Here is a 14,282-nt window from a genome sequence, read left to right as displayed (position 1 = left end):
GGAAGCAGAACGACATGCCGCAACCTGCAACGCGCGCCCGCCGGACCGGGTGCCCCGGGTACAGCGAGACCCTGCCCCGCCTGCCCGAGAGCGCAGCGCCCGCCCGATGCCTGGTCAGTACGGCCTGTGCCGCGTGGGGACTGGGCGACCTGGCCGAGGACGCGGCCTTGGTGGTCTCCGAACTGGTGGCCAACGCGGTCCGGCACGCGCGCAAGGGCACCCTCCGGGTGGTGGTCGAGAGGCCCGGCGCGGACCTCGTCCGCATCGGCGTCGTGGACTTCTCCCGCGAGCACCCGGTGCCCAGGGCGCACGGCCCCGAGGACGAATCCGGTCGTGGTCTGGTCCTCGTGGCGCACCTGGCGGAGGACTGGGGAACCGATCCGTTGCCGTGGGGGAAGCGGGTATGGGCGGAGCTGCGAGGGAGGGGTTGAGGACAAGTGCGCGACGGAGACGGCTCGGCCGGTCAGCGTGTCGAGCCGTCCGGGGCAGGCGTCGCCGTGCCGGACAGCGAGCCGCGGGCACCGACGCCTGTCTGACGCCCGTCGACGCGCCAGGATCGCGGCCCCGCCGTCAGCCGGACACCGCGTCGACCAGGGCGGCCAGGGCCGTGGCGAGGGTGTCCAGGCCCGGTCCCGCCGGGCCGCCCGGCTCCGTCATGTAGGTGTCCCGGCGGATCTCGACCATCAGGGCCGACACCTCCGGCCGTTTCTCGAAGAACTCCAGCGGCACGTACGTCCCGGCGAACGGGCTGTCCAGGCCCGTCTCCCCGCACGGCGCGAATGCCGCGCGGGCCGCGTCCAGCAGGGCGGGCGGGGTGTGGAAGGCGTCGGTGCCCAGGCAGACCGCCGGCCGTGGGCCGTCGCCGTGCAGCTCGTAGGGGAGCGGGGCGCTGGGGTAGGAGTGCACGTCGATGATCACCGCCCGGCCGGTGGCGGCGAGGCGGTCCGCCACCGCGTCCGACATGGCCCGCGCGTAGGGCGCGAAGTACCGCTCGATCAGCGGGGCCGGGTCGAAGCCGTCGGGCCGCAGCGTCTCCCGGTGGGTGGTCCGGGTGTAGACCGCACCCATGCCGACGGCGAGCATCTCCTCCCGGTCGTCGGGGAAGCGTTCGGGGTCGACCACCAGCCGGGACAGCCCGTTCACGAACCGCCACGGTCTCCGCCCGGCGAGGCCGGCCGCCGCCCCGGCCAGCGCGGCCGTGTGGGCGTCGGTGATGTGGTCCAGCTCGCGCTCCAGGGCGGCGTCGTCCAGCACGATGGCGGAGCGCACGGCGGCGGGTATCTCCCGGGAGGAGTGCGGCACATGGAGGATGACGGGCGAGTCCGCGTCGCCGGGGAGGAACGCGAACGGCGGCGGGACCTCGGTCATGGGGCTGCTCCAGGGGCGTCGTCGGTGGTGTACGCGGCGACCACGCTGCCACACGCCACCGACAACGCCCCCGTCGCGGGCCTCCGCCGTGCCTACGCCAGCAACTCCCGCACCAGCGCGCCGACCTGCTCGTCCTCCAGCAGGAAACCGTCGTGCCCGTACGGCGACTCCAGCAGCCGGAGCCGGTCGGCACCGGGGATGTGCGCCGCGAGCTCGGCCTGCTGGGCCGGCGGGTAGAGGCGGTCGGAGTCGATGCCCGCCACCAGCGTGCGGGCGGTCACCCGGCGCAGGGCGTCCCGGACGCCGCCCCGGCCGCGTCCCACGTCGTGGCCGTTCATCGCCTCCGTCAGCACCACGTAGCTGCCCGCGTCGAAGCGGCGGACCAGCTTGGCGGCGTGGTGGTCGAGGTACGACTCGACCTGGTACCGGCCGCCCCGCCACGGGTCCTCCGCGCCCTGCGGCTCCCGCCCGAACCGGGCCGCCAGTTCGGGCTCGCTGCGGTAGGTGACGTGCGCGATGCGACGGGCGAGGCCGAGCCCCGCGTGCGGGCCGCCGCCCGGGGGCGCGTCGTGGTAGTCGCCGTCCCGCCAGTGCGGGTCGGAGCGGATCGCGTGCAGCTGGAGCGAGGCCCAGGCGATCTGCTCCGCGCTCGCCGCCGCCGACGTGGCGAGCAGGAGCAGCCCCGCCACCCGCTCCGGATACGACACCGCCCACTCCACGGCCCGCATGCCGCCCATGGAGCCGCCGACCACCAGCGCCCACCGGTCGATGCCGAGGGCGTCGGCCAGCGACGCCTCGGCGGCGACCTGGTCCCGCACGGTCAGGTACGGGAACGCGCCGCCCCAGGGGCGCTCCCCGCCGGGGCGCGGCGAGGCGGGCCCGGTGCTGCCCTGGCAGCCGCCCAGCACGTTCGGGGCGACCACGAACCAGCGGTCGGTGTCGAGCGCCCGCCCCGGTCCGATGAGGCCGTCCCACCAGCCCGGCGAGGGATGACCGGGCCCGGCGGGTCCGGCCGCGTGGCTGTCACCGGTGAGGGCGTGCAGCACCAGCACGGCGTTCGAGCCGTCCGGGGCCATCCGGCCCCACGTCTCGAACGCCAGTCGGACACCGGGGAGTTCACCGCCGGCCTCCAGGGGCAACGGCTCGTCGAGCGCGTGCCACCGGCGCCGACCGGGCGGGTCCCCCTCCCGCCAGGCCCCGGAGGCCGGCGGGAGGGGGACCTGGGTCCCGGAGCGGAGCACGCTGCTCAGGAGGCCTCCTTCGCCGCGCGGAAACCGGCCTCCAGGTCGGCCTTCAGGTCGGCGAGGTTCTCGATGCCGACCGACAGCCGCACCAGGCCGGGCTTGGTCCCGGTCGCCTCCAGCTGCTCCTCGTCGAGCTGGCTGTGGGTGGTGGACGCCGGGTGGATGATCAGGCTGCGCACGTCGCCGATGTTGGCGAGGTGGCTGAACAGCTCCACCCCGTCGACGAACCGCTTGCCCGCCTCGACGCCGTCCCGCAGCTCGAAGGAGACGATGGCGCCCGCACCGTTCGGAAGGTACTTCTGCGCCGCCTCGTACCAGGGGCTGGACGGCAGGCCCGGATAGTGGACGACGGAGACCTCGTCGCGCTGCTCCAGCCACTCGGCGAGCGCCAGCGCGTTGGACGAGTGCCGCTCCAGGCGCAGGCTCAGCGTCTCCACGCCCTGGAGCAGCAGGAACGCCGAGTGCGGGGCGATCGCGGGCCCGAGGTCGCGCAGCAGCTGCACGCGCAGCTTGACGGCGAACGCGCCGGGGCCGAGGGCGGGCCAGTACCGCAGGCCGTGGTAGCTGGGGTCGGGCTCGGAGAAGTCCGGGAAGCGCTCGGCCTGCGCGCCGAAGTCGAAGGTGCCGCCGTCCACGACGACGCCGCCGATCGTGGTGCCGTGCCCGCCGAGGAACTTGGTCGCCGAGTGGACCACGATGTCCGCGCCGTGCTCCAGCGGGCGCAGCAGGTAGGGGGTGGGCACCGTGTTGTCCGCGATCAGCGGGACACCGGCCTCGTGCGCCACGTCCGCGACGCCGCGTACGTCGAGGACGTTGCCGCGCGGGTTGCCCAGCGTCTCGGCGAACAGCGCCTTGGTGTTCGGCCGGATCGCCGCCCGCCAGGCGTCGAGGTCCTCGGGGTTCTCGACGAACGAGACCTCGATGCCGAACTTGGGCAGCGTGTGGCGGAACAGGTTGTAGGTGCCGCCGTAGAGGGAGGCGGACGAGACGACGTGGTCCCCGGCTCCGGCGAGGGTCAGCAGGGCCAGCGTCTGGGCCGCCTGGCCCGAGGCCAGGGCCACCGCGGCCACCCCGCCCTCCAGGGCGGCGACGCGCTGCTCGAAGACGTCCTGGGTGGGGTTGTGGATGCGGGTGTAGATGTTCCCCGGCTCCGCCAGGGAGAACAGGTCCGCCGCGTGCTGCGTGTCCCGGAAGGCGAACGAGGACGTCTGGTAGATCGGGGTCGCCCGGGCGCCGGTCGTGGGGTCGGGTTCGGCACCCGAGTGGACCTGCTTGGTCTCGAAGGACCAGGCCGCCGTGGCGGGGGCATCGGCCTCGGGGGTGTGGCCGGCGGATTCGGTGGACTGGCTCATGGTGCTCCTCGGGCGAAGTGGCGACGCGTGGCCGTGGGGGTTCGCGGACGTTCCGGTGGGGGCGCGGGGCGCGACCGGGTGGTCCCGGGCCGGGTGCCGGGAACCGCCCGCCGACGCGACCGTCGGCTTCCGGTGTGCCCCACCGGTGCTGCGGTGACACGTGCATGGCCGGGGTGCCAGCAGGTGACACGCTCGATGATAGGCCGGGCATCCGCGAAAATGAGACGGCATCTCACTAGCTGGAAGCTCTCTTCACACGGTGTTCATGAACACCGCGGCACCGCCTCCGCACCCGGCTCCCCACCCCGCTCCGCGCCCGGCTCCGCGCCCGACTCCGGACACGGTTCCGGACAGAACTCCGCGCACGGATCCGCACGCGCCTGGGGGCACAGCTCCGGACACGGACCCGCACGCGCCTCCGGACACGGCCCCGGCCCCGCCTGGCGGGACTCCCTCCGGACACGGCTCCGCCCCGGCCGGAAGCCCGGCCGGGGCGGAGTGCGCGGCGCTCGCGAGGAGCGGTGGCGTCAGCTGCTCAGGGACGCCAGTGCCTCGTTCCAGGTGGCGGACGGCCGCATCACGGCGGCGGCCTTCACCGGGTCGGGCTGGTAATAGCCGCCGATGTCGGCCGGCTTGCCCTGGACGGCGATCAGCTCGTCGACGATCTTCTGCTCGTTCGCCGCGAGCGTCTCGGCGAGCGGCGCGAACGCCTTCGCCAGGTCGGCGTCGTCGGTCTGCGAGGCCAGCTCCTGCGCCCAGTACAGGGACAGGTAGAAGTGGCTGCCGCGGTTGTCGATGCCGCCGACGCGACGGGTCGGGGACTTGTCCTCGTTGAGGAAGGTCGCCGTGGCGCGGTCCAGGGTGTCGGCGAGGACCTTGGCACGGGTGTTGCCGGTGGTCGTGGCGTACTGCTCCAGCGACGGCACCAGCGCGAAGAACTCACCGAGGGAGTCCCAGCGCAGGTAGTTCTCCTTGACCAGCTGCTGGACGTGCTTGGGGGCGGAGCCGCCCGCGCCCGTCTCGAACAGGCCGCCGCCCGCCATCAGCGGGACGATCGACAGCATCTTGGCGCTGGTGCCCAGCTCCAGGATCGGGAACAGGTCGGTCAGGTAGTCGCGCAGCACGTTGCCGGTGACCGAGATGGTGTTCTCGCCGCGGCGGATGCGCTCCACCGACAGCTTCGTCGCCTCGACGGGGGGCAGGATACGGATGTCCAGGCCCTCGGTGTCGTGCTCGGTCAGGTACTGCTTCACCTTGGCGATCAGGTTGGCGTCGTGAGCGCGGTCCTCGTCGAGCCAGAAGACGGCCGGGTCGCCGGTGGCGCGGGCGCGGGTCACGGCCAGCTTCACCCAGTCGCGGATCGGCGCGTCCTTGGTCTGGCAGGCGCGGAAGATGTCACCGGTGGAGACGGCCTGCTCCAGGACCACGTTGCCGGCCTGGTCGACGAGGCGGACGGTGCCCGTGGTGGGGATCTCGAACGTCTTGTCGTGGCTGCCGTACTCCTCGGCCTTCTGCGCCATCAGACCCACGTTGGGCACCGAGCCCATGGTGGACGGGTCGAAGGCGCCGTTGGCGCGGCAGTCGTCGATCACGGCCTGGTAGACGCCGGAGTAGCTGGAGTCCGGCAGGACCGCCAGGGTGTCGGCCTCCTGGCCGTCCGGGCCCCACATGTGGCCGGAGGTGCGGATCATGGCCGGCATGGAGGCGTCCACGATCACGTCGGAGGGGACGTGCAGGTTGGTGATGCCCTTGTCGGAGTCGACCATGGCCAGCTCCGGGCCCTCGGCCAGCTCGGCGTCGAAGGACGCCTTGATCTCGGCACCTTCGGGCAGGGCGTCCAGGCCCTTGTAGATGCCGCCGAGGCCGTCGTTCGGGCTGAGACCGGCCGCGGCCAGCTTCTCGCCGTACTGCGCGAACGTCTTCGGGAAGAAGGCGCGCACCACGTGGCCGAAGACGATCGGGTCGGAGACCTTCATCATCGTGGCCTTCAGGTGCACGGAGAACAGCACGCCCTCCTGCTTGGCGCGGGCGACCTGCGCGGTCAGGAACTCGCGCAGCGCGGCGACGCGCATCACGGAGGCGTCGACGACCTCGTCCTTGAGGACGGGTACGGACTCGCGCAGCACGGTGGTGGTGCCGTCGTCACCGACCAGCTCGATGCGCAGCGCGCCGTCCTCGGCGATGACGGCCGACTTCTCGGTGGAGCGGAAGTCGTTCTCGCCCATGGTCGCCACGTTGGTCTTGGAGTCGGAGCTCCAGGCGCCCATGCGGTGCGGGTGCGACTTGGCGTAGTTCTTCACCGAGGCCGGGGCGCGACGGTCGGAGTTGCCCTCGCGCAGCACCGGGTTCACGGCCGAACCCTTGATCTTGTCGTACCGGGCGCGGATCTCGCGCTCCTCGTCCGTCTTCGGGTCGTCCGGGTAGTCCGGAAGCGCGTAGCCCTGCTCCTTCAGCTCGGCGATCGCGGCCTTGAGCTGCGGGATCGACGCCGAGATGTTGGGCAGCTTGATGATGTTCGCGGCGGGCGTCTTGGCCAGCTCGCCGAGCTCGGCGAGGGCGTCCGGGATGCGCTGGTCCTCGGTCAGGTACTCCGGGAACACGGCGATGATGCGGCCGGCCAGCGAGATGTCACGCGTCTCCACGTCGACACCCGCCTGAGAGGCGTACGCCCGGACCACCGGCAGGAAGGAATACGTCGCGAGGGCCGGGGCCTCGTCAGTGTGCGTATAGATGATGGTCGAGTCAGTCACCGGGTGCTCCGCTCCACGTCTGCAACATTGCTCGACATCAAGATATCTTGTGGGCGCTCCGGGCTCGACAGGGGTCCGCGCCGAGTCGCGGCGGGTTCCGGCCGGTCACCCGCCACGCGGCACGGCCGGCGTGGCGGGGACGGGGCGGGCGGCCGCTCAGACGGGCCTGGTCAGCGTCATGTCATCCGGGGCGTGCTCCGGCTCGCGCTGCTGCGGGATCATGACCGTACCCTGCTGGATCGCGACGGTCCGCGCCGGCGACGGGATGCGGATGCCCTCCTCGCGGTAGCGCCGGTGCAGGCGCTTGATGAACTCGTGCTTGATCCGGTACTGGTCGCTGAACTCGCCGACGCCCAGGATGATCGTGAAGCCGATCCGCGAGTCGCCGAAGGTGTGGAAGCGCACCGCCGGGTCGTGCTCCGGCACCGCGCCGGTGATCTCCGTCATCACCTCGGCGACGACCTCCATGGTCACCCGCTCGACGTGTTCCAGATCGCTGTCGTAGGACACCCCGGCCTGCACCAGGATGGTCAGCTTCTGCTCCGGGCGCATGAAGTTGGTCATGTTGGTCTTGGCGAGCTGGCCGTTGGGGATGACCACCAGATTGTTGGACAGCTCCCGCACGGTCGTCTGCCGCCAGTTGATGTCCTCCACGTAACCCTCCTCACCGCTGCTCAGCCGGATGTAGTCGCCGGGCTGGACGGTCTTGGAGGCCAGGATGTGGATGCCCGCGAACAGGTTGGCGAGCGTGTCCTGCAGGGCGAGGGCGACGGCCAGACCGCCGACCCCGAGGGCGGTGAGCAGCGGGGCGATCGAGATGCCCAGGGTCTGCAGCCCCACCAGGAAGCCGATCGCGAGGACCAGGATCCGGGTGATGTTCATGAAGATCGTCGCCGACCCCGCGACCCCGGAGCGGGACTGGGTCACCGACCGCACCAGCCCGGCCACCACCCGGGCCGCCGACACCGTGGCGGCGAAGATCACCAGCAGGGTCAGTACCTGGTTGACGTTGTGCTGCACGGTCCGGGTCAGAGGCAGGGCCGCCGCGGCGGAGGCGACACCGCCGGCGATCGCCGCCCACGGCGCGATCATGTGCAGCGCGTCCACGAGAACGTCGTCCCCACGCCAGGTGGTGCGCTCCGCCAGCCGCGCCAGCCGGCGCAGCAGGAGCCGCAGCAGGAAGGCCGCCAGCAGGCCGCCGGCCAGGGCGATGCCCGCGTACAGCAGGTCATCGACGGTGAGGGCGCGGGTCACCGCACCGCTCCGGCGAACGCGTGGTTCGACGACGGTATGTGAAGGTGTGTCACGTTGTTCACCTGTTCGGGATTCCGGGAAGGCCCGGAAGGGTCCGGTGGGAAGAGATCGGCGCGCCGGGCGGCGGACCCGCGACCGGCACGACCCGCTCATCCTGCCGTATGCGCAGGGGGAGTTCGTGCCGAACCCGGCGCGATCGCGCCGCTCGGCGCGGGAGACTACGGCCGGGCGGACGGCGGTGTCGTGCGGATCACTCCGGCGCGGTGCACCACAGGTGCGGTGCCTCCGGACTCCGTGACGTCTCCCGGCAGGCCCCCCGTGACGCCCCCCGGGCCCCGTGACGTCTCCCGGACCCGCCGTACGGTGCCGCCCGCCCCGCCCCGGGCTCCGCTCAGATCACCTTCGTCCGCACCAGCACGCCCAACGTCAGCGCGCCCGGCAGCAGCGGCAGCCACACGGTGATCACGCGGAAGGCCAGCACGACGGCCGTGGCCACCGCGGCGGCCCCGCCCACCGCGACCAGCGCCACCACCAGCGCCGCCTCCACCGAGCCCAGGCCGCCCGGGGTGGGCACCAGCGCGACCGCGACCGTGGCCGCCAGGTACGCCAGGGCCAGGTGCGCCACCGGCACGTCCAGCGCCAGGGCCCGCGCCACCAGCACCAGCGCCGCCGTCTGCAGCGCGGGGAAGACCAGCGCCCCGCCCCACAGGGCCAGCGCCCGGGTGGGCCGGGTGTGCACCGACCGCGCCTCGCCCAGCGCCGTCCGCAGGAACGACGCCGCCCCCGTCCGCAGCCGCCGTACGCACAGCAGCACGCCCACCGCGAGCAGCAGCACCCCGCCCACCGCACACAGCAGCGGGCCGAAGGCCCCCTGGGGGAGCAGTGCGTCCAGGCGCAGCGCACCCGGGCAGGCGAGCAGCAGCACGCCCAGCAGGGCCACCCGGCCGACCGACTCCGCCAGCAGGTACAGCGCGAGGGCCGCCGAGGAACGCGCCGCGGACAGCCCGCACACCGTCATGAACCGCAGGTTGACCGCGCTCGCGCCCAGCCCGGTCGGCAGCAGGTGGTTCGCCGCGCCGGCCGCGAACTGGGTGGCCACCAGCCGTCGCGCCGGCAGCCGTTCGAGCACCGCGCCCTGCCGGGTGCACGCGGCGGCCGGCCAGGTCAGGCAGGTCGCCCCCACCGCGGCCAGCAGCCACGGCCAGCGCGCCTGACCCAGGTGCGCGAACCCCTCGGCGAGCACGGACCGGTGCCGCACCGCGACCACCGTCACCAGCAGCAGCGGCAGTACGCACAGGATCCGGCGCACCGTCCGCCGCACGTTCCCGGACTGCCGTCCGCCCCGCCGCTCACCCGCGGCGGAGTGCGGCGGGACGGACGGCGGCCGGTGGGCGGGGAGTTGCGGGGAGAGCGTCATGCGGACCTTCGCTTCACGCGGGGAGGAGGCACCGGGCCGGGCGGGTGGAACCGGGCCAGGGGAGGGGAGCGGCAAGTACGACGGGGACGGGAGCGCGACGAGGAGGGGAGCGGGAGGCCGGACCGGGGACGGGAGCGGGAGGTCGGACCGGGGAGAGGAGGAGAAGGCGGGGGAGCGCTGTGAGTGGGGGACGGGTGGGGGCACGCGGTGGAACGGGGCCGTGGCGGGCGGGCGTTGACCTCAATGATGCTTGAGGTCGTACTGTCTCGCCCATGAGCATGGAGACAACGGCCTGGACACAATTGCACAGCGTCATGACCGCCCAGGAGGAACGGCGCCCCCTCGCCCGGGTGACCCTCCGGCGCATCGGCGCGTTCGCCCGCCCGCACCGCCGCCGCATGACCCTGTTCGTGCTGCTCGGCACGGCGACGGCACTGCTGGCCGTGGCGACCCCCGTCCTGGCCGGCCGGGTGGTGGACACCATCGTGTCCGGCGGGGACGAGGGCACCGTCGTCCGGCTGGCCCTGCTGATCGCGCTGATCGCCCTGGCCGAGGCGGCCCTCGGCATCCTCGGCCGGCGGCTGTCGGCGACGCTGGGCGAGGGCCTCATCCTCGACCTGCGCACCGCCGTCTTCGACCATGTGCAGCGGATGCCGGTGGCGTTCTTCACCCGTACGCGTACGGGCGCGCTCGTCTCCCGTCTCAACAACGACGTCATCGGCGCCCAACGAGCCTTCAGCAACACGCTGTCCACCGTGGTGGGCAACGTGGTCACCCTGGTGCTCGCCCTCGCCGTCATGCTCACGCTGTCCTGGCAGATCACGCTGCTCGCCCTCGTCCTGCTGCCCGTCTTCGTCGTCCCCGCCCGCCGCATGGGGAGCCGGATGGCCCGGATGCAGCGCGAGGCCGCCGCGCTGAACGCCGCCATGGGCACCCGGATGACCGAGCGCTTCTCCGCCCCCGGCGCCACCCTCGTCAAACTCTTCGGGCGCCCGGAGGAGGAGTCGGCCCAGTTCGCCGAACGGGCCCGCCGGGTACGGGACATCGGCGTGCGCACCGCCACCGCCCAGACGGTCTTCATCACCGCCCTCACCCTCGTCTCCGCCCTCGCCCTGGCCCTCGTCTACGGCCTCGGCGGCTGGTACGCGCTGCGCGGCGCCCTGGAACCCGGGGCGGTCGTCGCCCTCGCCCTGCTGCTGACCCGGCTCTACGCCCCGCTCACCGCACTGGCCGGAGCCCGCGTCGAGGTGATGAGCGCGCTGGTCAGCTTCGAGCGGGTCTTCGAGGTCCTGGACCTGCGCCCGCTCATCGAGGAGAAGCCGGGGGCGCGCGAGGTGCCGGACGGCCCGGTGTCCGTCGAGTTCGAGGACGTACGGTTCGGCTACCCGTCCGCCGACCGGGTGTCCCTGGCCTCCCTGGAGGAGGTCGCCGCCCTGGACACGCGCGGCGGCGCCGAGGTCCTGCACGGCGTCTCCTTCCGGGCGGAACCGGGCCGCACCGTCGCCCTCGTCGGCTCCTCCGGCGCGGGCAAGTCGACGATCGCCCAGCTCCTGCCCCGCCTGTACGACGTGGACGCGGGCGCCGTGCGCGTGGGCGGCGTCGACGTCCGGGACCTGTCCACCGCCTCGCTGCGCGCCACCGTCGGCATGGTCACCCAGGACGGCCACCTCTTCCACGACACGGTCCGCGCCAACCTGCTGCTCGCCCGTCCCGACGCCACGGAGGCCGACCTCTTCGACGCCCTGCGCCGGGCCCGCCTGGACGACCTCGTGCGCTCCCTGCCCGACGGCCTGGACACCGTGGTCGGCGAACGCGGCTACCGCCTCTCCGGCGGGGAACGCCAGCGCATGACGATCGCCCGGCTGCTGCTGGCCCGCCAGCGCGTCGTCGTCCTCGACGAGGCCACCGCCCACCTGGACAACACCTCCGAGGCGGCCGTGCAGGAGGCGCTCACCGAAGCCCTGGCGGACCGGACGGCGCTCGTGATCGCGCACCGGCTGTCCACGGTCCGGGCGGCGGACCTGATCCTGGTGCTGGAGGACGGCCGGATCGTGGAACGCGGCACCCACCGGTCCCTGCTGGCGGCCGACGGACGCTACGCGGAGCTGTACCGCACACAGTTCGCGGCCGGCGGGCCGTCCGGCGCCGTCAACGGCCTCTCCGGCGACGGCGGCGACGGCGGCGGCGACAGCCAGGCGTCCGCCGCGAGCGCTACAGCCGCCGGCGGCGCCGTACCCGTCGAGGGCAACCCGGCCGTCACCGGCACCCCTTCCCCGGCCCCGGTCCGCAGCCCGGGCGCCGCCGGGGATCACCACGACGGCCGGGGCGCCCCGGCCCCGGCGTGAGACAGGGGCGCCACCGCCCCCGGAGCCCGGCACCCGCCGGGGGCGGGCACCCCGCACGCCCCCGCGAACCCCGCACACGACGACGGCGCCGCCGCCCGCCCCCTGACCGGGGCGGGCGACGGCGCCGTGCTGCCGTCCGGAGGTCCTCACGGACCTCCCGGGGTCACTTCCCCTGGCTGACGGCCTTCGTCCGGCCGTCCGCCCGGGAGTCGCCGGCACCGGCCTTCGCCGGCGCCGAGCCGCCGCGGCTACGGCTCCTGCCCCGCCCGCGGGAGCGGCCGCCCTTGCCGCCACGGGAGTGGGCGTCCAGCTCGACGGCGAGCGGCGAGGCGGTCAGCACCGACGAGTAGGTGCCGACCAGCATGCCGATCAGCAGGGCGAGCGCGAAGTCGGTGAGCGAGTCACCGCCCAGCAGCGCCAGCGCGAACAGGATGAACAGCACACCGATACCGGTGTTCACGGTGCGCGGCACGGTCTGCAGGATCGCCGTGTTGGTCACGTCGCTCAGTGGTGCCTTGCTGTCCTTGCGCCACAGCTCGCGGATGCGGTCGAAGACCACGACGGAGTCGTTCACCGAGTAACCGATCACGGTGAGCAGCGCCGCCAGGAACACGCCGTCGATCGGCTTGCCCAGCCAGGCGAAGATACCGGTGAGGATGATCACGTCGTGCGCCAGCGCGCTCACCGCGCCGGTGCCGAACATCCAGCGGAACCGGAACGCCAGGTAGACCAGCTGTGCGGCGAGGGCCAGACCGAGCGCGATGAGCGCGTTGCGGCGCAGTTCGTCGCCCAGGCTCGGGCCGATCAGCTCGTCGCGGACCTTCTCGGCGCCGCCGCCGACCTTGTCGACGGCCTCCTGGACCTTGACGGCCTCCTGGTTGCTCAGCTCCTCGGTGCGCACCGTGAGCTGCTTGTCGCCGGACTCCTGCACCACGGCCTGCGGGAACCCGGCGTCGGCCAGGGCGGACCGGGCGTCGTCGGGGTCGACGCTCTGGGTGGTGGAGTACTCGATGAGCCGGCCGCCGGTGAACTCCACACCGAAGTTCAGCCCGCGCACCACGATGCCGGAACCGGCGACGACGAGCACGACCGCGGACACCGCCAGCCAGCGGCGCGGGGTGCTCATCATCTGCGGGTTGCGGCGGGTGAGGTACTCGCGGACCCGGCCGATGGAGGCCAGACCGGTGATCTGGGGACGCCGGTGCACCCACTGGCGGCGGACCGCGAAGTCGGCCAGCACCCGGGTGATCACCAGGGCGCTGATCATGGACGCGAGGACACCGATGCCCAGCGTGACACCGAAGCCCTTGACCGGGCCGGAGGCGAGGAAGAACAGCAGGGCCGCCGCGATCAGCGTGGTGACGTTGGAGTCGGCGATGGCGCTGAAGGCGCCCTTGAAACCGGCGGTGAGCGCGGACCGGCTGCTGGCCCGGTTCCGGTTGTGGTACTCCTCACGGGCCCGTTCGAAGACGAGCACGTTGGCGTCCACGGCCATACCGATGGCCAGCACGAAACCGGCGAGGCCGGGCAGCGTCAGGGTGGCGCCGAGCGCGGCCAGACCGGCGTAGGAGATGACGCCGTAGCAGGCCAGGGCGACCGTCGCCAGCAGACCCATGAGCCGGTAGACGACGATGATGAAGAGCGCGGTCAGCGCGGTGCCGACCAGGGCGGCCCAGGCGCTGGCCTCGATGGCCTCGGCACCCAGCGTGGGGCCGACCGTCCGCTGCTCGACCGTCTCGACCGGCACCGGCAGGGCGCCGCCCTTGATGAGCAGGGCGAGTTCCTTGGCCTCGTCGCTGCTGAAGGAACCGGTGATCTGGGTGGTGCCGCCGGTGATGCCCACGTTGCAGCCGACGCTGGGGTCGACCTGCGGCGACGAGATGATCTTGTTGTCGAGGACGATGGCGACGCGGCGCTTGGGGTCGCCCGCCGGGTTGCAGGCGGCCTCCCCGGTCAGGTTGGCCCAGTCCTTGTCGTTCTTGAAGTCCACGGAGACGAACCAGCCCGCGGCCCTCTGCTGGTCGAGGCCCGCCTCGGCGTCCTTGACGTCCTCACCGGTCATCTTCGCGGGCGCGAGGCGCAGCCGCTGGCCGTCCTCGTCGGCCAGGACGCGCTCGCCCTTGTCGTTCGGCTTCTCCTCCGCCTCACCGGTCTCCGCGCCGAGCACCGGGTGCACGGTCAGCTGGGCCGTCTGGCCCAGCACCTCGGCGGCCTTGCGCGGGTCCTGCAGACCCGGCAGCTCGACGATGATCCGGTTCTCGCCGGAACGGACGATGGACGGCTCGGCCACGCCGAGCGCGTCGACCCGGCCGCGCAGGACCTCCAGCGCCCGGTCGGTCGCCGCGGCGTCGGCCTTGGTGGTCTCGGTGGACCGGGTCTCCAGCACGATCTGGGTGCCGCCCCGCAGGTCCAGCCCGAGCCGGACCGGAACGGTGGCCGCGATGAACACGGCCAGGGCGACCACGGCGAACGCGAAGAACGCCCTGATCCGGTTGGAGCTCTTCGCCGCGGAGCTCTTCGATGTGGAACTTTTCACTGGTGCCTCCAGCGGG

The 14,282-nt window shown here is 73.2% G+C and carries 8 protein-coding genes and 1 pseudogene; 2 read left to right on the top strand and 7 right to left on the bottom strand.

From position 1 onward, the window contains the following. The first annotated feature begins 14 nt into the window (after nt 1-14). Complete coding sequence (locus AB0F01_RS16825; protein WP_362095570.1) at nt 15-431, top strand: ATP-binding protein; 417 nt, start codon at nt 15-17, stop codon at nt 429-431. A 139-nt stretch (nt 432-570) separates the two neighbouring features. On the opposite strand, the gene AB0F01_RS16820 is transcribed toward AB0F01_RS16825, so the two are convergent. The 6 genes from AB0F01_RS16820 to AB0F01_RS16795 form a co-directional block, all read right to left on the bottom strand. Then, complete coding sequence (locus AB0F01_RS16820; RefSeq protein ID WP_362095567.1) at nt 571-1,368, bottom strand: N-formylglutamate amidohydrolase; 798 nt, start codon at nt 1,366-1,368, stop codon at nt 571-573. A 92-nt stretch (nt 1,369-1,460) separates the two neighbouring features. Beyond that, complete coding sequence (locus tag AB0F01_RS16815; protein WP_362096033.1) at nt 1,461-2,618, bottom strand: homoserine O-acetyltransferase; 1,158 nt, start codon at nt 2,616-2,618, stop codon at nt 1,461-1,463. Continuing rightward, nucleotides 2,615-3,964 (bottom strand): bifunctional o-acetylhomoserine/o-acetylserine sulfhydrylase, encoded by a 1,350-nt coding sequence (locus AB0F01_RS16810; RefSeq protein ID WP_362095564.1) that lies wholly within the window; start codon nt 3,962-3,964, stop codon nt 2,615-2,617. The genes AB0F01_RS16815 and AB0F01_RS16810 overlap by 4 nt, the downstream gene beginning before the upstream one ends. 527 nt (nt 3,965-4,491) lie before the next feature. Further along, nucleotides 4,492-6,714 (bottom strand): NADP-dependent isocitrate dehydrogenase, encoded by a 2,223-nt coding sequence (locus AB0F01_RS16805; RefSeq protein WP_362095561.1) that lies wholly within the window; start codon nt 6,712-6,714, stop codon nt 4,492-4,494. A 156-nt stretch (nt 6,715-6,870) separates the two neighbouring features. Beyond that, entirely contained in the window at nt 6,871-7,968 is a 1,098-nt protein-coding gene (locus AB0F01_RS16800) for a mechanosensitive ion channel family protein (protein ID WP_362095558.1), read from the bottom strand. A 391-nt stretch (nt 7,969-8,359) separates the two neighbouring features. Next, entirely contained in the window at nt 8,360-9,385 is a 1,026-nt protein-coding gene (locus AB0F01_RS16795; protein ID WP_362095556.1) for a lysylphosphatidylglycerol synthase domain-containing protein, read from the bottom strand. Between the two features lie 278 nt (nt 9,386-9,663). Between AB0F01_RS16795 and AB0F01_RS16790 the strand changes: the two are divergent. Continuing rightward, a pseudogene (locus AB0F01_RS16790) lies at nt 9,664-11,511 on the top strand (ABC transporter ATP-binding protein); the annotation flags it as partial. A gap of 382 nt (nt 11,512-11,893) precedes the next feature. On the opposite strand, the gene secD reads toward AB0F01_RS16790, so the two are convergent. After that, nucleotides 11,894-14,266, bottom strand: coding sequence for a protein translocase subunit SecD (secD, locus tag AB0F01_RS16785; protein ID WP_362095553.1), 2,373 nt, complete (start codon nt 14,264-14,266; stop codon nt 11,894-11,896). Nucleotides 14,267-14,282 lie beyond the last annotated feature (16 nt).

Origin of the sequence: Streptomyces sp. NPDC029526 (genome assembly GCF_040637405.1) — a bacterium.
Taxonomy (GTDB): Bacteria; Actinomycetota; Actinomycetes; order Streptomycetales; family Streptomycetaceae; genus Streptomyces.
This window is presented reverse-complemented; position numbering and strand designations above follow the sequence as displayed.

Coding starts and splice junctions, on each gene's coding strand:
- AB0F01_RS16825 (WP_362095570.1), top strand. CDS start 15: ATGCCGCAACCTGCAACGCGCGCCCGCCGGACCGGGTGCCCCGGGTAC.
- AB0F01_RS16820 (WP_362095567.1), bottom strand. CDS start 1,368: ATGACCGAGGTCCCGCCGCCGTTCGCGTTCCTCCCCGGCGACGCGGAC.
- AB0F01_RS16810 (WP_362095564.1), bottom strand. CDS start 3,964: ATGAGCCAGTCCACCGAATCCGCCGGCCACACCCCCGAGGCCGATGCC.
- AB0F01_RS16795 (WP_362095556.1), bottom strand. CDS start 9,385: ATGACGCTCTCCCCGCAACTCCCCGCCCACCGGCCGCCGTCCGTCCCG.